Annotated in this window: 22 protein-coding genes; 14 read left to right on the forward strand and 8 right to left on the reverse strand. The window is 61.9% G+C overall.

Features of this window, described 5'->3' with window-relative positions:
- Positions 1–16: 16 nt before the first annotated feature.
- The 3 genes from DBV08_RS14695 to groL all read left to right on the forward strand — a co-directional run bounded on the left by DBV08_RS14695 (position 17) and on the right by groL (position 3,340).
- On the forward strand, positions 17–802 hold the full coding sequence (locus tag DBV08_RS14695) for an HAD-IIA family hydrolase (protein WP_003941506.1): 786 nt from the start codon (positions 17–19) through the stop codon (positions 800–802).
- Positions 803–883: 81 nt separating this feature from the next.
- Positions 884–1,441, forward strand: a complete 558-nt coding sequence (locus tag DBV08_RS14700; protein ID WP_124567879.1) for a DUF6764 family protein — start codon at positions 884–886, stop codon at positions 1,439–1,441.
- Positions 1,442–1,714: 273 nt separating this feature from the next.
- Entirely contained in the window at positions 1,715–3,340 is a 1,626-nt protein-coding gene (groL, locus tag DBV08_RS14705; protein ID WP_003941476.1) for a chaperonin GroEL, read from the forward strand.
- A 154-nt stretch (positions 3,341–3,494) separates the two neighbouring features.
- On the opposite strand, the gene DBV08_RS14710 is transcribed toward groL, so the two are convergent.
- Positions 3,495–4,331 carry a DUF559 domain-containing protein gene (locus DBV08_RS14710; protein WP_166810646.1) on the reverse strand — a complete coding sequence of 279 codons (837 nt, stop codon included), beginning with the start codon at positions 4,329–4,331 and terminating at the stop codon, positions 3,495–3,497.
- Positions 4,332–4,896: 565 nt separating this feature from the next.
- Here DBV08_RS14710 and DBV08_RS32300 point away from each other — a divergent pair.
- From DBV08_RS32300 to DBV08_RS14725, 4 genes are all read left to right on the forward strand, one after another.
- The gene (locus DBV08_RS32300) at positions 4,897–5,040 is read left to right on the forward strand and encodes a hypothetical protein (protein ID WP_153212751.1); all 144 of its coding nucleotides are present in this window, start codon (positions 4,897–4,899) and stop codon (positions 5,038–5,040) included.
- Between the two features lie 237 nt (positions 5,041–5,277).
- On the forward strand, positions 5,278–5,472 hold the full coding sequence (locus DBV08_RS14715) for a hypothetical protein (protein ID WP_054825594.1): 195 nt from the start codon (positions 5,278–5,280) through the stop codon (positions 5,470–5,472).
- A gap of 457 nt (positions 5,473–5,929) precedes the next feature.
- Positions 5,930–7,390, forward strand: a complete 1,461-nt coding sequence (locus DBV08_RS14720; RefSeq protein ID WP_124567880.1) for a wax ester/triacylglycerol synthase domain-containing protein — start codon at positions 5,930–5,932, stop codon at positions 7,388–7,390.
- A 136-nt stretch (positions 7,391–7,526) separates the two neighbouring features.
- Complete coding sequence (locus DBV08_RS14725) at positions 7,527–8,972, forward strand: wax ester/triacylglycerol synthase domain-containing protein (RefSeq protein WP_124567881.1); 1,446 nt, start codon at positions 7,527–7,529, stop codon at positions 8,970–8,972.
- Between the two features lie 236 nt (positions 8,973–9,208).
- Here the strand turns inward: DBV08_RS14725 and DBV08_RS14730 are convergent, their stop codons facing one another.
- Complete coding sequence (locus DBV08_RS14730; protein WP_003941534.1) at positions 9,209–9,412, reverse strand: PspC domain-containing protein; 204 nt, start codon at positions 9,410–9,412, stop codon at positions 9,209–9,211.
- A gap of 145 nt (positions 9,413–9,557) precedes the next feature.
- Here DBV08_RS14730 and ppk2 point away from each other — a divergent pair, with 145 nt between their 5' ends.
- Complete coding sequence (gene ppk2, locus DBV08_RS14735) at positions 9,558–10,472, forward strand: polyphosphate kinase 2 (protein WP_024487730.1); 915 nt, start codon at positions 9,558–9,560, stop codon at positions 10,470–10,472.
- Positions 10,473–10,523: 51 nt separating this feature from the next.
- Positions 10,524–11,357 (forward strand): alpha/beta fold hydrolase, encoded by an 834-nt coding sequence (locus DBV08_RS14740; protein ID WP_020906717.1) that lies wholly within the window; start codon positions 10,524–10,526, stop codon positions 11,355–11,357.
- A gap of 4 nt (positions 11,358–11,361) precedes the next feature.
- On the opposite strand, the gene DBV08_RS14745 is transcribed toward DBV08_RS14740, so the two are convergent.
- The 3 genes from DBV08_RS14745 to DBV08_RS14755 form a co-directional block, all read right to left on the reverse strand.
- Positions 11,362–13,413, reverse strand: a complete 2,052-nt coding sequence (locus DBV08_RS14745) for a prolyl oligopeptidase family protein (protein ID WP_124567882.1) — start codon at positions 13,411–13,413, stop codon at positions 11,362–11,364.
- Between the two features lie 84 nt (positions 13,414–13,497).
- Positions 13,498–14,514 carry an alpha/beta hydrolase family protein gene (locus DBV08_RS14750; protein ID WP_124567883.1) on the reverse strand — a complete coding sequence of 339 codons (1,017 nt, stop codon included), beginning with the start codon at positions 14,512–14,514 and terminating at the stop codon, positions 13,498–13,500.
- Between the two features lie 243 nt (positions 14,515–14,757).
- A complete protein-coding gene (locus DBV08_RS14755) occupies positions 14,758–15,807 on the reverse strand; it encodes an alpha/beta hydrolase family protein (protein WP_007733735.1) in 1,050 nt (349 codons plus the stop codon).
- Between the two features lie 233 nt (positions 15,808–16,040).
- On the opposite strand from DBV08_RS14755, the gene DBV08_RS14760 reads away from it, so the two are divergent.
- The 3 genes from DBV08_RS14760 (at position 16,041) to DBV08_RS14770 (ending at position 19,657) form a co-directional block, all read left to right on the forward strand.
- Complete coding sequence (locus DBV08_RS14760) at positions 16,041–17,027, forward strand: dipeptidase (protein ID WP_060939301.1); 987 nt, start codon at positions 16,041–16,043, stop codon at positions 17,025–17,027.
- A 49-nt stretch (positions 17,028–17,076) separates the two neighbouring features.
- Positions 17,077–18,480 carry a dihydrolipoyl dehydrogenase gene (lpdA, locus tag DBV08_RS14765; RefSeq protein ID WP_003941477.1) on the forward strand — a complete coding sequence of 468 codons (1,404 nt, stop codon included), beginning with the start codon at positions 17,077–17,079 and terminating at the stop codon, positions 18,478–18,480.
- Between the two features lie 184 nt (positions 18,481–18,664).
- Positions 18,665–19,657 (forward strand): iron-siderophore ABC transporter substrate-binding protein, encoded by a 993-nt coding sequence (locus DBV08_RS14770; RefSeq protein WP_095970433.1) that lies wholly within the window; start codon positions 18,665–18,667, stop codon positions 19,655–19,657.
- Here DBV08_RS14770 and DBV08_RS14775 read toward each other — a convergent pair.
- Positions 19,633–20,082 carry a helix-turn-helix domain-containing protein gene (locus DBV08_RS14775; RefSeq protein ID WP_082239249.1) on the reverse strand — a complete coding sequence of 150 codons (450 nt, stop codon included), beginning with the start codon at positions 20,080–20,082 and terminating at the stop codon, positions 19,633–19,635. The genes DBV08_RS14770 and DBV08_RS14775 overlap by 25 nt on opposite strands.
- Before the next feature lie 118 nt (positions 20,083–20,200).
- Between DBV08_RS14775 and DBV08_RS14780 the strand changes: the two genes are divergently transcribed.
- Positions 20,201–21,052, forward strand: a complete 852-nt coding sequence (locus tag DBV08_RS14780) for an SDR family oxidoreductase (protein ID WP_124567884.1) — start codon at positions 20,201–20,203, stop codon at positions 21,050–21,052.
- Positions 21,053–21,103: 51 nt separating this feature from the next.
- Here DBV08_RS14780 and DBV08_RS14785 read toward each other — a convergent pair whose 3' ends face one another.
- Positions 21,104–22,705: an MFS transporter gene (locus DBV08_RS14785; RefSeq protein ID WP_124567885.1), complete on the reverse strand. Its 1,602-nt coding sequence runs from the start codon at positions 22,703–22,705 to the stop codon at positions 21,104–21,106.
- Between the two features lie 68 nt (positions 22,706–22,773).
- On the opposite strand from DBV08_RS14785, the gene DBV08_RS14790 reads away from it, so the two are divergent.
- A complete protein-coding gene (locus tag DBV08_RS14790; protein ID WP_003941498.1) occupies positions 22,774–23,349 on the forward strand; it encodes a TetR family transcriptional regulator in 576 nt (191 codons plus the stop codon).
- A gap of 3 nt (positions 23,350–23,352) precedes the next feature.
- Here DBV08_RS14790 and atzF read toward each other — a convergent pair whose 3' ends face one another.
- On the reverse strand, positions 23,353–25,062 hold the full coding sequence (gene atzF / locus DBV08_RS14795) for an allophanate hydrolase (protein WP_124567886.1): 1,710 nt from the start codon (positions 25,060–25,062) through the stop codon (positions 23,353–23,355).
- Positions 25,063–25,073 lie beyond the last annotated feature (11 nt).

A 25,073-nucleotide genomic window follows, 5' to 3' on the forward strand; every position in this document is an offset into this window, starting at 1 on the left:
AATATAGGCTGGTGCAATGGCCGACATCGAAGGTGTTCTGTTCGATATCGACGGAGTCCTGCTCACGTCCTGGCAGCCGATCGAGGGAGCAGGGGAAGCAGTACGCGAAGTTCGGCGGCGCGGATTGGCCTGTGGGTTTCTGACCAACACAACCTCGCGCAGTTCGACGCTCATCGCGCAGGGATTGTGCGATGCGGGTATCGAGGTCGAGGCGAGCCAGATAGTGACCGCCGCCAGGCTCACGGGGGAGTACGTGCGGGCGACGTACCCGGACGCGCGGGCGTGGGTCCTCAATCACGGTGACGTGTCTGCCGATCTCGAGGGAATCGAATTCGACGACGCCGATCCGGAGGTCGTGATTCTCGGCGGCGCCGGCCCGGAGTTCACCCACGAGGCGCTGAGCCGAGTGCTCGAACTTCTGCTCGCCGGTGTGCCCGTCGTCGCGATGCACCGCGGCATGATGTGGGAGACCGTAGACGGCCTTCGGATCGATACAGGAACGTACTTGCCGGGCTTCGAGGAAGTGGCAGGTGTAAATATCGCCGCAGTGGGTAAACCGTCTCTCACGGGGTTCCTGACAGCCACGGAGCTGATGCATGTCGAACCGGAGGCGACGGTGATGGTCGGCGACGATCTGATCGGGGACGTCCTTTCCTCCCAACGAGTCGGCTTGACCGGAGTTCTGGTGCGCACAGGCAAGTTTCGGCAAACAGTGCTCGACCTGTCGGTTCAGAAGCCTGATCATGTCATCGATTCGGTCGCGGATCTTCCGGCCCTTCTCGGGGTCGTCCTCGAGGCTTGACCAGGCGGGGGTGACGGACTTCACTCGAGCGGGTACTCTCGCGCCCGAATCCAATGAACTTGTTCCACGAAGGAGTTTTCTATGCCCTTGATCTCGTCAGTCTGGTTCCGTCGCTCATCCTCTCGAGTCAGCGGAATTTCCAGTAGTCGGTTGGGGGGCCGCCTGGCGAGAACAGGGGCTGTGATGACTGTAGGTATGGGGCTCGCCGCCGGGCTGGCGCTGACCGGTGCGGGAGCTGCTTCGGCAGCCCCCGTCACGTGTGTCTCGCCGCCGTCGGCCAATGACATCCAGGTCTCCGGGACCGCGAGCTGCGGCGCGCAGTCCGTCGGAGCCGGCCGTTCGCAGGCCGGTGCTGCCGAGAGCGGTACCGCCGTGAGCGTCGCCGCCGACAACGGGTACTCCAATTCATATGCAAACGGCTTCGGAACCGCGCTGGGGGCTTCTCGCGGTAACGGTCAGGCGCAGGCATTTGCGCTCGGCGGCGGGATCGCGCGGGCCGGGGCGGCTGACGGCAACGTCACCTTCGCCATCGCCGGTTACGGAGCGGGCGCTACGGCCGATGCCAACGGCGTCGACTGCGTCGGAGTGCTCTCGTTTGCGGTCAATTTGAGTAACGGACAGTTCTGCATCGCGGGCTGAGGCTCAACCTTGCACTCGGCACGCTCGAGTGCTAAAAATGCAGTTGGCACTCGCGAACCGTGAGTGCCAGGTCGAGGCAGTGAGACCGGGAACCATAGACACCCCCGGTCGTCCGTCGCGGGCACTGACTAGACCACAGGCGTAGATGGGTGACCAGGCAAATCGGTCGCCCGTGTAACGAGGTGACTGGTCAAACGGTCGCCTTGTGCCGATGAGGTGACCCGACGAGCGGTCACCTTGTGTGTCACCCCCTATCCGGAGGATCACTTCGCAATGGCAAAGATCATCGCGTTCGACGAAGAGGCACGTCGTGGCCTCGAGCGAGGCCTCAACGCCCTCGCCGACGCTGTCAAGGTGACGTTGGGCCCCAAGGGTCGCAACGTCGTTCTCGAAAAGAAGTGGGGCGCCCCCACGATCACCAACGATGGTGTTTCCATCGCCAAGGAGATCGAACTCGACGACCCGTACGAGAAGATCGGCGCCGAGCTCGTCAAGGAGGTCGCCAAGAAGACTGACGACGTCGCTGGCGACGGCACCACCACCGCTACCGTTCTCGCACAGGCTCTGGTCCGTGAAGGCCTGCGCAACGTCGCAGCCGGCGCGAACCCGCTCGGCCTCAAGCGCGGCATCGAGAAGGCTGTCGAGGCTGTCACAGCTCGCCTGCTCGAGACCGCCAAGGAGATCGACACCAAGGAGCAGATCGCTGCTACCGCCGGTATTTCCGCCGGCGACCCGTCCATCGGTGAGCTCATCGCCGAGGCTATGGACAAGGTCGGCAAGGAAGGCGTCATCACGGTCGAGGAGTCCAACACCTTCGGCCTGCAGCTCGAGCTCACCGAGGGCATGCGCTTCGACAAGGGCTACATCTCGGCGTACTTCGCCACCGATGCAGAGCGTCAGGAAGCCGTCCTCGAAGACGCGTACATCCTGCTCGTCAGCTCCAAGATCTCCACGGTCAAGGACCTGCTGCCCCTGCTGGAGAAGGTCATCCAGTCCGGCAAGCCGCTCCTGATCATCGCCGAGGACGTCGAGGGCGAAGCTCTCTCCACCCTCGTGGTCAACAAGATCCGTGGCACCTTCAAGTCTGTTGCCGTCAAGGCTCCCGGCTTCGGTGACCGTCGTAAGGCTCAGCTCGCCGACATCGCCATCCTCACCGGTGGCGAGGTCATCAGCGAAGAGGTCGGACTCTCCTTGGAGACCGCAGGCCTCGAGCTCCTCGGCCAGGCACGCAAGGTCGTCATCACCAAGGACGAGACCACCATCGTCGAGGGTGCCGGCGACGCCGACGCAATCGCCGGTCGTGTCAGCCAGATCCGCGCCGAGATCGAGAACAGCGACTCGGATTACGACCGTGAGAAGCTGCAGGAACGTCTGGCCAAGCTGGCCGGCGGCGTTGCAGTCATCAAGGCCGGCGCTGCTACCGAGGTCGAGCTCAAGGAGCGCAAGCACCGCATCGAAGATGCAGTGCGTAACGCAAAGGCAGCCGTCGAAGAGGGCATCGTCGCCGGCGGTGGCGTTGCACTTCTCCAGGCAGCTCCCGCACTGGACGACCTCAAGCTCGAAGGTGACGAGGCAACCGGCGCGAACATCGTTCGCGTTGCGCTGTCCGCTCCGCTCAAGCAGATCGCATTCAACGCAGGCCTCGAGCCCGGCGTTGTTGCGGACAAGGTCTCCAACCTGCCCGCAGGTCACGGCCTCAACGCTGCGACCAACGAGTACGGCGACCTGCTCGCTGCAGGCATCAACGACCCGGTCAAGGTCACCCGCTCGGCACTGCAGAACGCAGCGTCCATCGCGGCTCTGTTCCTGACGACCGAAGCCGTTGTCGCTGACAAGCCCGAGAAGGCCGGAGCGCCTGCAGGCGATCCGACCGGCGGCATGGGCGGCATGGACTTCTGAGTCCATCTCCACCTAGCTCCTAGAGCCCGGCCCACCATTCGGTGGGCCGGGCTTTTGCTTGTCTGGAGATGAATGTGGGCATTTTTGTCCACTGCTGCGACGCGATCGCGGTTTCCCGTTGCACGCTCGATGCTGTGTGCGTTTACGCCCGCGCTTACGTCCGGTTGTGTCGGCGTCTTCGGACCACTGTGATGATTTCGTCCGCCACAGCGTCGAGATGGGCCATCGCGGTGGCGGCGGAGTAACGCAACACCATCCATCCGTCGAGAACGAGTGCGTTCTGACGCCGTCGATCGTTGTTGAAAGTTGCGGGGTCGGTATGGAATTCGCGCCCGTCGATCTCCACGATCACCCGGGCTCGCGTGTCGACCAGGTCGCCGAAGTAGGGTCCGACCCGAGCGTTGATCTCCAGGTGGACGTTGCGCGCAGTCAGCGCACGGGCGACTGCTCGCTCCGGTTCCGAACGAGTGAGCGGGCAACAGGTGCGGAGTTGTTCGCGTACGGCGAGGATCCCGTGCCTGCCGCGCCTCGCATCACACAGTTCGGCTATCGACTTCCACGGCACTCGGGTCGATACGGCCGCGTCGAAGAAGGCCTCGAGTTCCGGCCGTGGCAACGTGGTCGCGACGTCGATGAAGCACTGCTCGATCGGCACGATCGGTAAACCCATCCACTCATCCGACGAGACTCCTGTTCGTCGGTGAAGCCGTACCCACTGCGGACTGCCTGCTCGGACGCTGGGAGCCACGGTGGCCTCGACAAAGCGTGGTTCCTCCGGCAGGAGATCCCACAGCCAGGCCGCGCTGGTATGGCTGAGGACGGCCTCGGGCTTCCACAGTGTGACCGCGACGCAACGCTCGAAGTATCCAGGTTCTTCGGTGGAGTACACCGACGGCAGGATTCGATGGAGTCGCCCTGACCGCGTGGATCGAGAGATCGAACTGCTCGAGGTGCCCTGCTCGAGCAACTGGTTTCTCGTGACAACTTCCACGTATGCACTGTGGCGGCAAGGGCCTGACGACGCGGATTCAGAAGCCACTTTGTGGATGGCCGCGTGTGTGTGGACAACCTCATGGCGTAACAGGTGTATCGAGAAGGTGGGGAACGAGAAGCTTCATCTATCCGAATGTTGAAGGATGTTTGATATTTTCCGTCCCGATTGTTCGCCTCCGCTAACCTGTGAAGTGCGGATACCTCTAGTTCTTTTGGTGGATAATTCTGTTCTGAATACCCTCAAGTACTAGGCCTTTCGGATGACGTGCATTCCGGTTGCTATTCCATTTTGCTCGATTTTCAAGCGTCTTGGACGCTAGACCTGCGAATATGGAACAGGTTTCAGATCCATCTGAAATTCTTGGGCAAAAGGCACCCAAACCGGATCCTATTGCACTACCTTGATGTCAGTCACAGCCGCGGAAAGTGGGCACCCACCCCGGAGGATCTCGGTTTCATCGTTCGACAGAGATTCTTTAATTGCTACTTGGACCGGCTCTTTGTGGGCTGCATCAAGCATTCCAATGTAAATGTTCCGTGAGTATTCGCGGCCAATCGAAAGCGTGGGATTCAATATGATCGTCATGTTCCTGCAGACAACGGCGGCATTGTTCACCGACCTGCTGGGTAACGTCTGGTCCGGTTCGCTCATGCCGGGAATCGACGGGGTCACCGGATCGTTGGTTTCGGCAATCGACCTCAGTTGACGGCACCTGCAAGTTCTTCTTCCAATGTTTCTTGATGACAGGAGTGAATGATGGATCTGGGATCGATTGCGGATGTTCTCGAGGGCGAGGCCGGGGGGTTGATCAAAAACATTCTCGGGGTGGCTTTGTTTACCCCGTTTATGGCTTCGGTTGACTTCGGGTGGTTCCCGAACGTCGACTGAGAAGTGAATTGATTTACCCAGTGAACGAAATCAATCTCAAGGAGTGTGAAATACGGTGGACACAGCTAGTTTGATAGGTGCGCTCGCTAGCGTTGACGTCGGATCCCTGGTGGATCCACTGTTCTACTTGGTCAAGGTCGTTGACGGAATCTTCTTGTCGATCACCGGAAGCCTCAACATGGGCGGTGCGCTCGGTGAGGCTGCGGCAGGCAGCGTCCAATCGGTCCTCGGTTCCGTAGCCGGCCTGTAAAAGGAGAAGGAGAAAAGATGTTCGATCTCTTCCTGGACTACCTGTCCAAGATCGTCGATTTCGGATCGATCGATCTCGTAGGCACGTTTGTGAAGTATTTGAACGCGCTGTCGTCTTCCCCCACGCCATAGAAGAACGGAATCGGTCATGCTGCAAACTTATTTAACCGGAATGATCACGTGGGTATCGAGCATGCTTGGTCTAACTTCCGCTGGAAGCAAGATCATCAAGGATCCTCCACAAAAGCCGTGATCACTCCAGCGACTGCATCATATTGTTCGGTTGTCGAGGACAGCATCGTAGCGGAGCAGTCAGGCGAACCTGCACTTGCTTGAAACTATGGTCCCCGTAGCCCTGTGGCTTCGGGGACCATTGGTTTTGCAATCACCGGATTTATAGTCACAAGCTTTGCACTCAGGCGAATGTGCGGGCAACCAGCCGCGATACAAGGAGTTCAATGGGCGCGTCCAACACGTCAGGCGCAAGGATGGCGCAGCTGAACCCACGCGATGCCGAATTCATCTATCACGAGGGCGCTGGTCACCTGAACCATCTGATCGCTGTGTACTTCTTCGAGACATCGTTGCACCCAAGCGCGGAATTCACGGCAGAACAGGCAGTGGACTGGGTTACCGCACGCCTTGGATGTGATCGTATGTTCACTCAACGAGTCCAACGGACTCCGTTGGGACTGGACCATCCCTACTGGGTGACAGACCCTGACTTCGACGTGCGAAAGCACGTGTACGTCAACAAGATCGATGACACAGGATGGGCAGCACTGCAAAAGCCGTTGAGCGCGTTGTTGACGACGAAGATGGACCTGCGCCGTCCGCCGTGGGAACTGCACTTCTTCGTAGGTTTGGAGGGACTTGAAGAATTGCCGGGCCGACTGACGGCGGTGGTGCTCAAGTCTCACCACAGTGCAGCTGACGGTATCGCCATCAGGACGTTGGGCGAAACTATCTTTTCGGGCAATGTGCAGCAGGCTGGGTCCGAACCGTCTGTGCCGTTTGTGCGAGCGAGGATATTCACCAAGTCGCTACTGGGGTTTCCCGGCCGAATATATCGCTTCGCAAGGCAGGTACCAGGCAACCGACGCGCTCAGCGAGATGCTGACGCTGCGAAGAAGGCCGGAGAATGGGTGGAGAGCCTCAACGAAAGGCCTGCAATTCGATTCAACGGCAAGGTGAGTGGAGTGGCCTCTCTGGAACCGATGACAATGTCCGGGGAGCAGGTCCGTGCGATCAAGGATTCGGTGCCCGGTGCCACTGTCAACGACGTTCTGCTCGCCGTCGTCGGAGGCGCTCTGACGCGTTACCTCACGGAAAAAGATGAAACGCCAAGCGGTTCTTTGATTGCGATGGTTCCTCGCTCGGTACGCAAGGTCGAAGCGTGGGAATCGGCGAATCAGTTGGTGGCTCTGCTGGTGGATATGCACACCCAGGTCAAGTCCCCGTTGGAGAGGTTGGCGCTCATTTCGAGTTCGGCACGGTCGGAGAAGGCGCGTACGTCCCATCCCGCGGTCAGGCGTGCCGGGGCCGCAGTCGAGACCACGCCGGCGCCGTTGATGAGATTGATGGCGTATGCGCGCAAGCAGAACGATCACAGCCTCGATCGACCGCGTTACCAGCACACGATGGTGAGTAACATTCCACTCTCGGTCGAAGGGTTGACGCTTGCCGGCGCTCCGGGCGCGGCTGTGCTTGCAGTGCAAGCGCCCATCGACGGGGATGGGCTACGGCATTTCATGGTCGCCGCAGCAGGTGGGGGACTGACCCTCAACGTCATCGCGGATACCGCGACCATGCCCGATCTCCACCATTACATCGAACTACTGCGAGCAAGTTTCGATGATTTGGCGGCGGCAGCCGCGATGCAGACTGCGGATTCACCTGACCAAGAGGTTGCCTCCTGATCGATCGGAATCGCAGGCACCTTCTCCGATTGCTGGATTTGGTGATACCCAACGATTCCGAGCAGAACCCAGAGGATCTGCATGTCAGCTCGCTACAATTCGGACATTCGTTCAGCGTCGGAATTGAGGGGCATGCATGATCTTTCGGAACTCGTTGCCAGCCGCGGTATCTCAGATGGGACCGCGAGACGCGGAGTTCGTCTACAACGAGTCCGGCGGACATCTGAGCCACATGGTCTGCGCCTACTTCTTCGACACGACGGGCCATCCGCTCGCAGAGATGACGCACGCCGACGCGGTTCGGTGGATCACCGAAAGATTCGGGTACTGGCCACTGTTCACGAGTCGCCTCCAGCGAGTTCCGCTGGATCTGGACTATCCCTATTGGGTCCCGGCCGATTTCGACGTCGATGATCACGTGCACGTTCAGCGTGCCCCTGTTGCCGGGTGGACGCCGGTCCGTGAATTGCTCGGGCGCTCGCTCGGGGAGCCGATGGACCTGTCCCGGCCGCCCTGGGAGTTGCACGTCATGACCGGCGTGCACGGGATCGACGAGCTGCCGGGCAATCTGACGCTGATCATGCTCAAGACCCACCACGGGGCCGGTGACGGTCTGGCGATCCGCGATCTGACCAACCTTCTGTTCTCCGGTCCGCCGAAGCCGGAGACGAAGCGTGCCGGTTCGGGGCTTTCGTCGCTGGATTTGATCGGGCGCACGGTCGTCGGTTTGCCCGGCCAGGCGATCCGCTTCGGCCGGGGTCTGTCCGTGACAAAGGTTGCGGCCGAGACGGTTCGGGAGGCGGAAGAGGCCGGAGAGCTACCTACGTACTCGGCCGACCGCCTACCGACCCGATTCAACGGCGTGCTGGGTGGAGACATCACGATCGATTTCCTGACGCTGGACGGCGCAGACATCAAAGCGATCCGAGCGGCCGTTCCGGGCGTGACGGTCAACGACATCTTCCTGACCGTCGTCGCCGGTGCTCTCGACGTGTACCTGTCGGAGAAGGGCGAGAAGTCGGCCAGTGGATTGGCGGCGATGGTTCCCCGATCGATGCGACAGATCGCCGAATGGGAGTCGGCCAACCAACTGGCGCTGTTGACGGTCGATCTGCACACGGACGTCGAAGATCCGGTCGAGCGGCTGACACGGATCAGGGATTCGGCGCTGAGGGCCAAAGGGCGGAGTTCACACCCAGCCGTCCGTCGTTACGGCACACGCATCGAAACCTCGCCTGCGGCTCTGCTCAGACTCACCGGTCTCTCGCGCCGACTCAACAAGCTGGACCCTTCGCACAAGGTCATTCAGAACACGACGATCAGCAATGTCCCGGTATCGGTCGACGGCAATGTCTTCGAGGGTGCGCCGGCAGTGGCAGTACTCGGCGGGCAGGCGCCGGTCGACGGAGACATTCTGCGCCACTTCCTCATTGCCGCGCGTGGAGGTTCTCTGACGCTCAATGTCATCGTCTCGCGAGAGACGATGCCGGATATCGAGCACTACGTCGAATTGTTGCGGGTGGGGTTCACGACGCTTTTGCAGGCAGTTTCCGACCAAAATCGTGAGTTCGTCGAACGATAATCTCTCGACACCCTCAGCTTTACGCCGCCCGTCGTCCCCGAGTTTTCTGAACATCTTGGTTGGGCAGCGTCAGTGGCCTGGCCGTCAAAGGTCTCGAGGCCCTCGCTGCGCTCAGCGGTGGAGAGTTGAAGGCCGCCAAGTAGATTGTTGATTTCGGGGCCTGCTCGTGTTGGCGCGTAGGCCCCGAAATATCTTTTGTCGGCGCGTAATTCTCGCCATGTCAAGTGCCGGAATTCTCAACCTAACGGCATGAGCATCCAGGCGGCGAGATATACCAAAGCCGCGGTTCCACCCGTGCAAATAGCGGCGATAACGGCGAGTAGACGGACAAGATTTACGTCGGCGCCGAAGTAATCTGCAATTCCGCCGCACACTCCGGCGAACATTTTCTTGTCGTTGGAACGGGTGAAGGGGCGAGGTGTGTTGCTTTCGAATGTCATGGTTCAATTCTGAAGCGAGATGGCGCCGCGCACCATCGGGGACGACCCCCATCTGCACCCTGATCTTTTGAGGCCGCCGTGTCATACCCCGGTAGTTCATCCCAGCTTCACCGAACAGTCGCTGCGGGAGACTAACTTGTCGGCGGTGACCGATTTAGCAGAACGCCGACCGTTCCTCAGCGCCTTCGCGGATCTCTCGACTGCCGTCGATCTCGCCGACACCGCCGCCTTCACCGTCGACGACAATGACGACGACGATCCGGTGCTGCTGACGTCGCCGGACGGTTTCGAGGTCGACACCTGGCGGGAGGGCTACCCGTACGACGCACGGATGCCTCGGGACGAGTACGAAATGTCCAAGCGTCTGCTGCAGATCGAACTCCTCAAGCTGCAGAACTGGTCGAAAGAAACCGGCGCACGGCACGCCATCGTGTTCGAAGGACGCGACGCTGCCGGCAAGGGCGGAACGATCAAACGATTCATGGAGCACCTCAATCCTCGTGGCGCACGGGTCGTCGCATTGGAGAAGCCGTCGGCTCGCGAGTCGACGCAGTGGTACTTCCAGCGCTATGTGCAGCACCTTCCCGCCGCCGGGGAACTGGTGATGTTCGATCGGTCTTGGTACAACCGGGCCGGGGTCGAGCGGGTCATGGGCTTCTGCACCGACGAGGAGCACGAGCGTTTTCTGCGCCAGGTGCCGTTGTTCGAGCAGATGCTCGTCGACGACGGCATCAGCTTGATCAAGTTCTGGTTCTCGGTTTCGCCGCTGGAGCAGCGCACGCGGTTCGCGATCAGACAGGTCGATCCCGTTCGGCAGTGGAAGCTTTCGCCGATGGACATCGCTTCTCTGGACAAGTGGGATGCGTACACGGCGGCGAAGGAAGAGATGATCCGGTTCACCGATACCGACACCGCTCCGTGGACCGTCATCAAGAGCAATGACAAGAAACGCGCGCGGATAAACGCGATGCGTCACGTTCTCAGTCAGTTCGATTACGACAACAAGGATTACGAGATCGTGGGTACTCCGGATCCGCTGATCGTGGGAAGCCTCGAATAGTCGGCGCGTGGGCCCTGCCCATCCGCGGCGTGGGTGGTTAGTGTGAGTTGAATGGAGACCGTACCGATCCAACTCCCCGACGGCACCGTGACCCCGATCCGTCTGTTTCCCGGACCGAACGACGACGCACCCGTGGTGGTGATGTTGCCCGGGCTCGGAGTTCCCGCCGGGTTCTACGATCCGGTGGCGCAGGCCCTGGTCGAAGCCGGCTTCAATGCGGCCATCGGTGAACTGCGCGGCCAAGGTGACAGCAAACCGCGCCCGAGCGCGTCGAGTGTTTTCGGATATCAGGAACTGGTCTCGATCGATTGTCCGGCGACGTTCGAGGTGGTGCGTGAGCGGTTTCCGGCCAGCACACCATTTCTGATGGGGCACAGCATGGGCGGCCAGATCGGGGTCATGTACGCGTCCAGGATTCGGGGCCGGCTCGGCGGACTGATCCTGGTTGCCTCCGGATCGCCGTATCACCGCGGATTCCCCGGAATCCGTGCGCCCGGACTCTATCTGGGTTCGTCCGCGATGTCGGTGACAGCCAACATCGCCGGCTTCTGGCCGGGAGACCGGGTCAACGTCGGCGGCTTCGGTCGACAGTCGAAGGTACTGATCACCGATTGGGCCCGGTTCGCCAGGACCGGTCGCATGGAACCCGTCGGTGCGGATATCGACTACGAGGAGCGGATCGCTCGCCTGACCTTGCCGGTCCTGTCGATCACGATCGAAGGGGACGATCTCGCTCCGCGCCGGTCCGCAAAGAACCTGGTGGACAAGCTCTCCGGGGCCCAAGTGACGATGACGCACATCGACGAACCACTCGGTCACAACGGTTGGATACGCAATCCCACCGCTGTGAGCGAGCGCGTCGTCGCGTGGTTGCGCGACCGCTGAAAGATCAGCCGAGTTTCTGCCAGAGGAACTCGTAGGTCAGCGCAGTCTTGAAGGCCAGCTGAGCATTGTCCGCGGCGCCGCCGTGGCCACCCTCGATGTTCTCGAAATACAGCACCGGCTTGCCAAGCTCTTCCAGCCGTGCGGCCATCTTGCGGGCATGCGCGGGATGGACGCGGTCGTCGCGGGTGGACGTCGCGATCAGGATCGGTGGGTACGACGCGGCGGCGTCGATGTTCTGATACGGCGAGTACTCCGAGATGAATGCCCACTCCTCCGGGACATCGGGGTCACCGTATTCGGCCATCCACGAAGCGCCGGCCAGTAGGAGATGGAATCGACGCATGTCCAACAGCGGAACCTGGCAGACGATGGCGCCGAAGAGTTCGGGGTACTTGGTCAGCATGATGCCCATCAACAGGCCGCCGTTGCTTCCGCCCTGAGCTGCCAGAAGATCCGGGGTCGTGATTCCGCGATCGACGAGGTCTCTCGCGACGGCAGCGAAGTCTTCGTGCACCTTGTGGCGCCCGGCCTTGAGAACCTGTGTGTGCCAACCGGGTCCGTACTCGCCGCCACCACGAATGTTCGCAACCACATAGGTTCCGCCCTGCGTCAGCCATGCACGGCCCAGGGAACCGCTGTACGACGGTGTCAGCGAGATCTCGAATCCGCCGTACCCGTAGAGCAGGGTGGGGCCGGGCTCGCTACGCGGACTGCGCACCACGAAGTACGGAACCTGGGTGCCGTCGGCAGAGGTGGCGAAGAACTGCTCCGTGGTGATGCCCTCGGCGTCGAAGAACGAGGGAGCCTGCTTGAGGGCAGTGGGTTCGGTTTCGCCGATCACGCCGTGCAAAAGAGTTGCAGGGGAGGTGTATCCACTCGAATTGACGAAGTACTCGTTGCTGACATCAGGGTCGGTGTCGAGAATTTCGATACTGGTCAGTTCTGGAAGCCCTTCGAAAGGTCGATCCTCCCAGCCGTTTTCGCCCGGCGTCAGGATGCGCAGCGTCGTGCGCACGTCGGTCAGGACCACCAGAATCAGATGATCGCGTGTCCAGGTGTAGTGCTCGAGCGACGAATGTGCGTCGGGTTCGAAGATCGATGTCAGTGCGCGTGAGCCGGCTAGGAAATCGTCGTAACGGATGGCAAGCAGTGCGCCGGTCGGATATTCGGTGTCCTCGACGGCCCACACGGACTTGGTGCGGATCAACAACCACTCGTGGTGAATCGAGATCCCGGCGTCCTCGGGGACGTCCACGAGCACCAGTTCACCGTCGGGGCGAACTTCGAAATGCTGAGAGTTGTAGAAATCGACCGAGCGAGTGACGAAGTCTCGTTCGAACCCGGGCGTCGGATCGTGCGAAGCCGAGATGGCCACGTCCGTGGACTGGCCCTCGTAGACGGTCTCGGCGCTGGAGAGGGGAGTGCCGCGCTTCCACCGCTGGGCCAGACGGGGATATCCGGAATCGGTGAGCGACCCTGGTCCGATATCCGTTCCGACGTAGACGGTATCGATGTCGATCCAGTCGATGTCGGTCTTGGCCTCGGGAAGGTAGAAGCCGGGATTCTCGCCCTCGGGAGCGAGGAACTCACGCTTGTCGATGTCGAACTCGCGAACGACCGCCGCGTCTGCCCCGCCGCGGGAGAGGCTGATCAATGCACGGTTGCGGTGTGGCCGTAGAAGTTGCGTGCCCTTCCAGACCCAGTTCTCGCCCTCGGCCTCGGCCAGGGCGTCGAGGTCGACGAGGACGTCCCATTCCGGGTCGTCGGTGACGTACTGATCGAACGTCGTGCGTCGCCACAATCCGCGAACGTGGGTGCTGTCGCGCCAGAAGTTGTAGAGGAACTCACCTCGACGGCGGACGTAGGGGATTCGCGCGTCGGTATCGAGGATCTCGCGCACGTCGCTCTGCAGTCGATCGAAGCGCTCGTTGTCGGTGAGATGCTCCTCGGTCACGGCATTGTGCTGACGGACCCAATCGAGTGCAGACTCACCGGTCACGTCTTCGAGCCAGAGGTAGGGGTCGTCGCCGGTGGTGGGCTGCTGATCGGAAGTCATACGTCCATTCTTACTGCTCGCTCCCGACAGCACTCGACCCCGCTCCCGAAACACTGGAGCGGGGTCGAGTGAGAATGAATCGGGTCAGACGCCCAGGGAGTGAGCGAGCATCGGCCAGGAGTTGTGGAGATCGTCCTGCCAGTAGCCCCACGAGTGGGTGCCGGTCGGCTTGAAGTCGAAGGTGGCCGGGATCTTCAGGTCGCTCAGGCGGTAGGCGAGGTTGTGGGTGCAGTAGTTGACCGCTGCCTCGATGATGCCGCCGACGATCGCCTGGTTGGCGAGCGCACCGATCTGACCGTTGATCGCGGGATTGGCGAGAGTGTCGTGTGGGCCGGGGAGTCCGGAGCCGGTGGAGACGTAGAGCTCGGTGCCGCGGAGCTTCTCGGCGTTGAGGACCGGATCGTTGTCCTTCCAGCCCTGACCGTCGAGCGGGCCCCACATGTTGGTGATGTCAGCTCCGCCGCGGGTACCTGTGACAAGTTCGATCGCACTCTGACCGACGGGAGTACTGGTCTCGGCACATCCGCTGTACGCGCCGACGCCCTTGTAGAGGCCGGGAGCCGCGATGGCGAGGTTGAGGACCGAGGTCGCGGTCATGGAGATCGCGGAGATCGACTGGACCTTGTTGGTATTGAACTCGGCGTCGATGACGGGCGGGAGTTCCTTGGTCAGGAACGTCTGCCACTTCTGGCGACCGAGAACCGGATCGTCGTTCACCCAGTCGGTGTAATAGCTGAATGCGCCTTCGAGCGGTGTGACGACGTTGACGTTCTTGTCCTGGAAGAAGTTCATGACGTCGGTCTTGCGTTGCCAGGTCGCCGAGTCTTCGCCGCCGCCTGCACCGTTGAGTAGGTAGAGCGTCGGGCGGGGTTCGCTGTTGTCTGCGGGGAGGATGACCTCGAGCGGGATGTTGCGATCCATCGCCGGGGAGAAGACCGAGATGGTGACCTTGCGGTCGCCGGTCTTGGTGTTGCTCACGACGTGCGATCCGGACGTGTCACCGCCCGCAGAAGCTGTCGCCGGACTGATCAGCATCGGCAGCACCGTGGCCACTGCGAGAGCTGCGATCACACTGCCACGCTTGAAAATTCGAGCACGCATACGTTCGGATCCTCCACCTGAATGTCTTCGGATCCGGAACGGATCGAAGTGCCTGTGAGCCCTGACTGGAACAGGTTCACTTTTTGTTATGTGTCAGTAAAGCAGAGCAGCAGCAGAAAGTGACGCGATTTGCTTGCCTGACAATTGAATTGGCCCCGGAATTAACCCTCGAATTAGTTCTGAAAAGAACTCGACCCCGCTCCCGGAAGTGCAGGGAGCGGGGTCGAGCTGAAACGATTTCGGTCAGATGCCCATCGAGCGAGCGAGCATCGGCCAGGAGTTGTGGAGATCGTCTTCCCAGTAGCCCCACGAGTGGGTGCCGGTCGGCTTGAAGTCGAAGGTGGCCGGGATCTTCAGATCGTTGAGGCGGTAGGCGAGGTTGTGGGTGCAGTAGTTGACTGCTGCCTCGATGACACCGCCGACGATCACCTGGTTGGCGAGTGTGCCGACCTGTCCGTTGATCGCCTCGTTGTTGAGGGTGTCGTGCGGGCCGGGGAGTCCGGAGCCGGTGGAGATGAAGAGTTCGGTGCCGCGGAGCTTCTCGGCGTTGACGACGGGGTCGTTGTCGATCCAGCCCTGGCCGTCGAGGGGGCCCCACATGTTGGTCACGTCAGCGTCGCCGCGCATGCCCACAACCAGTTCGATGGAGGACTGGCCGACCGGTGTGCTGGTCTCGGCGCATCCGCTGTATGCACCGACGCCCTTGTAGAGGCCCGGAGCTGCGATGGCGAGGTTGAGGACCGAGGTCGCGGTCATCGAGATCGCGGAGATCGACTGGACGCCGTTGGTGTTGAACTCGGCGTCGATGACGGGCGGGAGTTCCTGGGTCAGGAACGTCTGCCACTTCTGACGGCCGAGGGACGGGTCGTCGTTCACCCAGTCGGTGTAGTAGCTGAATGCACCTTCGAGCGGGGTGACGACGTTGACGTTCTTGTCAGCGAAGAACTCGTTGACGTCGGTCTGACGCTGCCACGTCGCCCGGTCTTCGCCGCCGCCTGCACCGTTGAGCAGGTAGAGCGTCGGGCGGGGTTCGCTGCCGTCTGCCGGGAGGATGACCTCGAGCGGAATATCGCGTTCCATGGAAGGGGAGTACACCTTGATGGTGGCGATGCGCCCGTTGTCCGTGCGGCTCGAGAGCTTGGAACCCGTTGTGTTTGCCTTGGCTACAGTTGCCGTGGTGGTCGACGGATCTCCGCCTGCGGACGACACTGCAGGGCTGATCAGCATCGGCAGCACGGATACTGCGGCTACAGCGGCGACCAGACGGCCACGCTTGAAAGTGCGAGCACGCATACGTTCAGAAACCTCCACCTAAAATTCCTTCGAATCCGCCCAGGAGTGAACGGTCCTTTGTTGCTGTTCCCGTACGGGAATTCATGCTGGGTACATGCTCTGTCGATAGGTACAGGGCGTGTGAGTCTTGTAAGTTCTACCGCATCGGTGCGTTATCCGCCAGTGAACCAGAGATTTGCTGAACGTACGACCAGTTTCAGGTGAATTTCCCTGATCATCGACGGGATTAGTGAGTGAACCGGACATATCCACTATGGGAACAACATTGTTGCCTACCTCTGCAGTCGAACGCGTCTGTCGAAGATCTTCTCCGATATCAGCGCCCAGCGGGGAGTTACGTTTCGGTGAACGTCGGTTACTCGCCGCAGACTCGCGCGGACTCGACGGCAATCGCCAAGAGTTTCGCGTGGCAGGCGCGGGTCGAGTTTCCGGAGATAACCCCTGTCTTCACCGTCGACGGCGTCGTCGAGATTCAGGAGTCCGGCGGAATCGCCCTGGCCTTCGACCTGGAGGACTCGAATCCGCTGGAGGGAGACCTGGCCAACGTCTCGTACTTCTACGACCTCGGAGTCCGCTCGATGTTGCCGACGTACAACTACATGAACGCTGCCGGCTGCGGATGCTTGGACCTGGCGGACACGGGGTTGAGTGGATACGGCCGTGACCTGGTTGCCGAGATGAATCGCGTCGGAATGACGGTCGACGGCTCACATTGTTCGGTACAGACGGGGTTGGACATCTCAGCTATCACCCAGCGAGCAATGATCTACAGCCACTCCAACCTCCGAAGGTTGTGGGAGCATCCGCGCAACATCACCGACGATCAGGCCAGAGCGTGTGCGGAGACCGGCGGCGTCATCGGGATCAACGGCGTGGGCATATTCCTCGGCGTCAACGGACCGGATGACGACCAGGCTCGGCTGTCCGCGATGGCCGACCACATCGAAGAGGCTGTCGGACTCGTCGGCATCGATCACGTCGGGATCGGCTCCGACTTCTCCTTCGACGCCGACGACTTCCGCGAAGAGATCGAGCAGAACCCGTCGTCGTTCTCCGAGGCGTACACCGCGTGGGGGCCACTGCAGTGGACTCCACCGGAGGACGTGCTGACACTTGATCAGGTATTGCGTGAGCGGGGCTTCGACGAGCCGTCGATCGAGGCCGTGTACGGCGGAAATTTCGCCCGAGTTGCCCGAGAAGTGTGGGCTACCGACGGGTAATGCGACCATCTGGGGACAGCGAAACGATGCAGGACTACCCTGGTGAATCGTGACCTCACACTATGACGTCGTTGTCCTCGGAGCCGGCCCCGGTGGGTACGTCGCTGCTATCCGCGCGGCACAACTGGGCCTGAGCACCGCCATCATCGAGCAGAAGTACTGGGGCGGTGTATGCCTGAATGTCGGCTGCATTCCGTCCAAGGCGCTTCTCCGTAACGCCGAACTCGCGCACATCTTCACGAAAGAAGCGAAGACGTTCGGCATGTCCGGAGACGTGTCCTTCGATTTCGGCTCCGCTTTCGATCGCAGCCGCAAGGTCGCGGACGGGCGAGTCAAGGGCATTCACTTCTTGATGAAGAAGAACAAGATCCCGGAGTACGACGGCAAGGGCACGTTCGTCGACGCCAACACCATCAGCGTGGAGCTGAGCAAGGGTGGCACCGAGACGATCACGTTCGACAACGCGATCATCGCGACCGGTTCGTACACCAAGCTGCTGCCCGGCACCTCGCTGAGCGAGAACGTCGTGACCTACGAAGAGCAGATCCTCACCCGTGACCTTCCGGGTTCGATCCTCATCGTCGGTGCCGGCGCGATCGGCATGGAGTTCGGTTACGTCCTCAAGAACTACGGCGTCGACGTCACGATCGTCGAGTTCCTCGATCGGGCACTGCCCAACGAGGACGCCGACGTCTCGAAGGAAATCGCCAAGCAGTACAAGAAGCTCGGCGTCACCATCAAGACCGGTGCCGCTGTGCAGTCCATCAGCGACGACGGCAGCAAGGTCACCGTCTCGATCAAGGACAACAAGTCCGGCGAGATCGAGACCGTGGTCGTCGACAAGGTTCTGCAGTCCGTCGGCTTCGCACCGCGCGTGGAGGGCTTCGGTCTCGAGAACACCGGTGTCGCGTTGACCGATCGCGGCGCCATCGCGATCGACGACTACATGCGCACCAACGTCCCGCACATCTTCGCCATCGGTGACGTCACCGCCAAGCTGCAGCTCGCGCACGTCGCAGAAGCTCAGGCTGTCGTCGCTGCCGAGACCATCGGCGGCGCGGAGACACAGACACTCGGTGACTACCGGATGATGCCGCGTGCGACGTTCTGCCAGCCGCAGGTCGCCTCGTTCGGTTTGACCGAGGAGCAGGCCAAGGCCGAGGGCTACGACGTCAAGGTCGCGAACTTCCCGTTCGCTGCCAACGGCAAGGCACACGGTCTCGGTGACCCGACCGGTTTCGTCAAGCTGATCGCCGACAAGAAGTACGGCGAACTGCTCGGCGGGCACCTCATCGGACCGGACGTTTCGGAACTGCTGCCCGAGCTGACCTTGGCCCAGAAGTGGGACCTCACGGTCAACGAGTTGGCACGCAACGTCCATACCCACCCCACACTCAGTGAGGCTCTGCAGGAAGCGATCCACGGCCTCGCAGGCCACATGATCAACTTCTGACGGCAGGGCCTTCGGCCCCGTGCGCCTTTTTCGGTAGTTCGCTCTACCGGAAAGGCGCACGGGGTTTTTCGTCTTTTGTGTCGAGTTGTGTTGCGAAACCGCCATCTGAGGCCTTCGAGTCGGGGTGTAGGCGCGCAACGCATTAGCGTCCCGAGTCGACCATCCGGCTTTCGAAGGACCACTCATGAAAACTCGTTCCGTACTGCTCGCGGCTTGCGTCGCGCTGACGCTCTCCGCCTGTGGGACCTCAGCTGACTCCGGATCTGACACCGAAGCTTCGGGTGCCGCCGAGGCGGGGGCGTTCCCCGTGACCGTCGACCACGCCTACGGCTCGACGACGATCGACGCGGAGCCGATGCGCATCGTGACCATCGGATGGAGTGGCCAGGATTCGGTGATCGCGCTGAACAAGGTCCCGGTCGCCATGGAGAGCTTCTCCGGCGACGGCATCGAGAACAACATCCTGCCCTGGGACGCTTCGCGTCTGAACGGTGCCAAGCCCGTTCTCATGACGACCAATCCCGATATCCCGTTCGAGCAGATCCTCGGGCTCGATCCCGACGTGATCCTCGCCGTCTACTCCGGCATCGACGAGGGCGAGTACAAGCGCCTCAGCGACATCGCGCCGACTGTCGCGTTCCCCGACCAGCCGTGGGATACGGCGTGGGACAAGCAGATGAGCATGATCGGCGCGGCACTCGGACAGCCGGCGCAGGCGCAGACGCTGATCGACGAGACCGGGGCGTACTTCGAGAAGCAGGCCGCAGATCACCCCCAGTTCCAGGGCAAGACCGCCACGTATGCAATGCGCACCGACGAGGGTTTGATCGTATTCTGCGGCACCGACCCGCGGATCCGTCTTCTCGGTCAGCTCGGGCTGAAGACCTCGCCCGGTGTCGACGCGGTGTGCACTTCCGGCGACAGTTCGGTGTCCGTGGGCATGGAATCCATCGACACACTCGACTCCGACGTCTTCATTCTCGTCGACGCCGACGGCACCAACCTGGACAAGCTCATGTCCTTCGGTCCGTTCGCGAACATGACCTCGGTGTCGAACGGCCGCCTGGTTCGCCTGGTCGGAATGGACTACGCGATGGCTACGTCCGCTCCGACGGTGCTGAGCGTTCCCTACGCATTCGACGAGTTCATCGCTCAGCTTTCGGACAAGCTGAGCTGATTCCGAGCGTCGTACGACGCTTGTGACGCAACGATTTTCGGAACCTGCGATTCGAGGAGTTCGATCAGGGCCGTGATCTTTGCGGCGACGTCGGCGCCGAGTTCGGTCAGACTGTATTCGACTTTGGGCGGGATGGTTTCGAGTACCTCACGGTGCACGAGGCCATCCCGCTCGAGTGTTTGCAGGGTCTGCGAGAGCATGCGCTCGCTGACTCCGTCGACGCGTCGGCGCAGGGCACTGAACCGGTACGGGCCCTCGTTCAATGCTGCCAGTGCGAGTGCGCCCCAGCGTCCGGTTGCATTCTGCAATGCCGCCCGAGAGTTGCACCCGCGAGCGAAGACGTCAGCCTCGAGGGTTGGGTCCACGACGTCGGCATTCGGATCAGGGGTCTGGGCAGCACGTGAAGGTGAGTCGGTGCTGGTCATGAACCCAGGCTACTACTGCACGATCCCATAGCGCTAACTCGACGTGTTGCACTTACGAAAAATAAGTGCATGATGGTTGCAGAACGCATTTACGCTTCAACCTGGATCGGGAGTTCGCATGAGCATTGCAGTCACCGGCGCAACCGGAAACCTCGGACAACTGGTCGTCGAGTCGTTGATCGAGCGGGGAACCGCCGCGTCCGACATCGTCGCAGTCGTCCGCAATCCACAGAAGGCGGAAAGCCTCGCCGCCCGCGGAGTAGTTGTACGCCAAGCGGACTACGCCGATGCCTCGGCGTTGGAAACCGCACTGGCGGGCGTCGACAAGCTGGTGCTGATCTCGGGAAGTGAAGTGGGGTCACGGCTCGCGCAACACACCAACATCATCGACGCGGCGAAGGCTGCCGGCGTCGGATTCATCGCCTACACGAGCATCTTGAATGCTCAGGACACGCCGATGAAGCTTGCTGCCGAGCACAAGGCGACCGAGGACGTGCTCGCTCGGAGCGGTATTCCGTTCGCGCTGTTGCGCAACGGTTGGTACTGGGAGAACTTCACCAACGACCTGGCCGGTGTGATCGAACGCGGCGCACTGGTCGGTGCGGGAGCGGAAGGCAAGATCGCGGCTGCGGCGCGTGCGGATTACGCCGACGCCGCCGCGGTAGTCGCGACCACCGGTGGCCACGAAGGCGCAGTGTACGAGTTGGGCGGTGACGAGAGGCTCACCTACGCCGAATTGGCCGAGAAGATCAGCGAATTCGCGGGCAAGCCCGTCGTGTACCAGTTCGTGGACGAGCAGGCATACGAAGGCATTCTCGAAAGTGTCGGACTGTCTGCACCGGTTGCGCAGATCCTCGCCGATTCCGATGCTGCAATTGCCAAGGGGGCGTTGGACACCGAGTCGGGTGACCTGCAGAAGTTGATCGGCCGCAGCAGCACTCCGGTGGCTGAGGTGTTGAAGCAGGCCTGACCTGCTGTGCGCCTTTATTAACCGCGGGCGGTTAATAAAGGCGCACAGCGGTTACCCCATGTGGACGGCACCCTCGGCGGGCAGATCACCCTTCTTGGCGCGGACCAGAACCAGCACTACCGGTGCGATGATCGCCAACAGGATTGCCGCCCAACCGAATGCGGCCGAGTATCCGGATACCTCGGCGCCGAAGAAGTAGTCCGTCATCGAGGCGACGAAGTCCTGCACCGGCTGGGGGAGTAGTGCCAATTGATCGCCGGCCGGGATGGTCGCATTCGACATGTCGACAGGAATGCCTTCCGGCGGGATCGGCGCCGCGTTGTCGGCGGTGAAGGCCGACTTGGCCGAAGCGTAGATCGTGGTGAACAGTGCGGTGCCGAGTGCACCGCCGATCTGCAGGGTGGCGTTGACCAGGGCACTGGCAGCGCCGGCGTCGTGGTCGGGAACGCCGATCAGTGCGAGGTTCTGCATCGGCACCATCAGCAGACCGAGTCCGAAGCCGAAGATCGCGAGGCCGGGGAACACGTGCGTCCAGTAGGAGCTGTGTACCTCGATCTGGGTCAGCATGAGCAGTCCTACCGCAGCCACCAGCGGGCCCGCGACCATGAGCGGCTTGGGGCCGATCTTGGTGGACAACTGCGCTGCGATGGTCGACGCCAAGACGATGAAGAACGCCATCGGCAGCGATCCGACGCCGGCCATGACCGGGCTGAATCCGAGCACGATCTGCAGGTAGAACGTCAGGTACAACGTGCCGCCGAGCAGGGCGGCGCCCACCAGCATGGAGCCGATCAGAGCAGCGCCGCGATCGCGATGCCACGGAACGCTCAGCGGTAGAAGCGGATTCTTGCTGCGGCTCTCGACGACCACGAAGATCGCGAGGAAGACCAGGCCCAGTGCGATGAACAGCAAAGTGTCAGCCTGACCCCAGCCGTGCTCGGCGCGTGTGAATCCGTAGACCAGTGAGCCGAGCCCCAGGGCGATGAGGACAGCGCCGGGAAGGTCGTAGCTCGTGTCACCGTGCGCTTTGGTCTCCTTGACGATCGGGACGGCTGCAGCGATGGCGATCAGAGCGATCGGGATGTTGACGAGCAGGCACCAGCGCCAGTCGACGTACTGCGTCAGCACTCCACCGAGGAGCAGGCCGATGGCAGCGCCACCGCCGGAGATCGCGCCGTAGACGGCAAAAGCCTTGGCGCGCTCCTTCTCTCCGATGAAGGTGGTGGTGAGCATCGACAGCGCAGCGGGCGCGAGCAATGCTGCGAAGACGCCCTGGCCGGCGCGAGCGATGAACAGTTCGATACCGCTCTGCGCGATGCCGCCGATGCCGGAGGCAACCGCGAAGCCGGCCATGCCGACGATGAAGGATCGCTTTCGGCCCCAGTAGTCGGCGATACGTCCGCCGAGGAGCAGCAGCGCACCGAACGCCAAGGCGTACGACGTGACCACCCACGCACGGTCAAGGTCGCTGATGCCCAGTTCCTCCTGGGCCGCCGGTAGTGCGATGGAGACGATGGTGCCGTCGAGCACCACCATGAGTTGAGCGAACGCGACGATGCAGAGCACCAGCCAGCGACGTTGATGATTCGGATTCTCGGAGGCAGCCGGGATCGGTGGCAGAGTGCCGCCGTCGACGTGGGACGTGGTGGTCATTGGAAAAAGGTATTCCAGCCTTCTCGGGTGAGTCAAACGAAATAGTTCGTTCGGTTACCATCATCACTATGGCTCCCACTGACGTGACCGCGACGAAACAGCGAATCCTCGACGCTGCGCAAGAAGAATTCGGTACCTACGGGCTTGCCGGTGCGCGCATCGATCGGATCGCGAAGAACGGAAACGCCAGTAAGGAGCGCCTCTACGCCTATTTCGGCGACAAGGTCGCGTTGTTCCACGCGGTGCTCGACGTCGACTTCGAGCAGGCGATGGAGTCCGTCGAGTTCACCGGTGAGGACATGCCCGCGCATGCCGTCGAACTGTTCGACGCAATGCTCGGCAAACCACAGATTCAGCGGATGATGATCTGGGGTCAATTGCAGGGTGAGGCGCCACGGATGAAGAAGCTGGCCGAGGAACATTCCAGCTGGGTTCCGCGAATGGCCACGATCCGCAAGGCTCAAGAAGACGGCCTCATCTCCAAGCACTGGGACCCCCAGGACCTGATCACGATGCTGTTCGGCCTCGTGTTCGGTTGGGTAGTGGCCCCCGGTGTAGCCGACAACCAGAACGTCGACGCCGACGAGATCGCGCGCCGCCGTGAAGTGGTGCGCGAGGCCGTCACTCGAATCTGCAAGCCCTGACTGTCAGCGAGAGAGGTACGCGGCCCAACCGCCGTAGCCGGTGATGTCAGCTGCGCCGTTTACTGCGTCATGAGTGCAGCTGAAACCGACAGTTGTTCTGCCGTCGGATAACTCGACGCTCGTGAGCGCCATCGGTGCCGGCAAGGCAGCGAGGAATGCTCCCAGGCCGGCCGGTGAGATCCGGAAGATCTCGCCGACGACCGGTGCGCCGAGTCCAGGCCCACGGCGTACCAGGCCGGGCTTCGGTGGCGTCGTGTCGAGAGCGAAGAGCCGGTAGGCATCCGAGGTCGTGACGGTTTCGACGAACCGCGCGCCGAGGTCGACCAGCTGTGTGTTGAGGGGTTGACCGCGCAGGTGAGCGCCGAATACTGCGAGGTCGATTCCGGTATTGACGAGGGTGGGTGATGGCACACCACCGAGTCGCGCAGCGAGGTCGATGGCGATCTGGTCGTCGAAAGCGGGTACGACGAACATGACGCCGAACGGGTGATCTTCGACGGTGCGGTGTCCAGGCACCGCGACGGCCGCCATGTCGAGCAGGTTGCAGAAGTTGGTGAAAGTTCCCATCCGGCGGTTGATTCCGAACGGATCCTCGGTCACGGCGGCGATCGTGGGATGTTCGGTGGTGGTGGGAAGCAGTAGGGCGTCGAACCCGGCGAGGAGTGCCCTGGCAGCGGCCTTGGCGCGGGTGAGAGCGTCGAGATCGTCGACCAGCTGGTATCCGGTGGGGTGCTTCGCGCCGAGCACGATGTCGGACACCGCGGGATCGGCTCCGGCAGGACGAGTTTCGAGGAACTCGCCGGCCGCGGCGTACCGCTGCGCCACCACGGCGCCGTCGTAGAGCAATCGGGCCGCGTCGAGCAGCCCGGAGATGTCGACGGTCTCGGTCTCGGCGCCGCCGGCTACCAGAGCTGCCACGGTGTCCTGAAACGCTGCCAGATACGACGGGCTCAGTTGCGTCAGATCCTCGATTCGGGGCACGGCGACGCGGGGATTCGGCGCCGCCGCGAGACGAACGTCGGAAGGCCAGACTCGGCTGCGGGGATCTCGAGGTTCGAGGCCGACCATGATTGCCGCTGCCGCGGTTGCCGATTCGAGGTCGCCGGCAAATACCGTCACAGCGTCGTAGTCGATGCAGGCGGGCACCACTCCGTGGACGGGAATGACGCCGAGCGAGAGCTTGAGTCCGTATAGCCCGTGGAACGCTGCCGGCACCCGGCCCGAACCGGCAGTGTCGGTACCGATTCCGATATCCGCAATCCCCAGTGCCACGGCGACGGCGGATCCGGAGCTACTACCGCCCGAGATCAACTTCTCGTCCCATGCGCAGCGAACGGCTCCGTACGGACTACGCGTTCCGACCAGTCCGGTGGCGAACTGGTCCAGATTGGTCTTCCCCAGAACAACAGCCCCGTGCTCGATCAACCGTTCAACGGCACTGGCCGTTTCATCCGGCGCATACGCGAATTCGGGGCACGCCGCTGTGGTCGGCAGACCGGCGACATCGACGTTGTCCTTGACGGCGACCAGGCGCCCAGCCAGGGGAAGATGCTCGCCCGCGGCGATTCTGGCTTCGGCCGAGGCGGCATCGGCAAGCACATCTTCCTTGCGGCGCAACGTGATCCAGATTTCGGGGCGATCTACTTCCTCGATCCGCTGGAATGCCTGCTCGACCCGGGCTGTCGGGGTGAAAACTTCTGCTGCGATGGTCATGGTGTGTACTG

It is taken from the genome of Rhodococcus sp. KBW08 (genome assembly GCF_003852455.1).
GTDB lineage: Bacteria > Actinomycetota > Actinomycetes > Mycobacteriales > Mycobacteriaceae > Rhodococcus_F > Rhodococcus_F baikonurensis.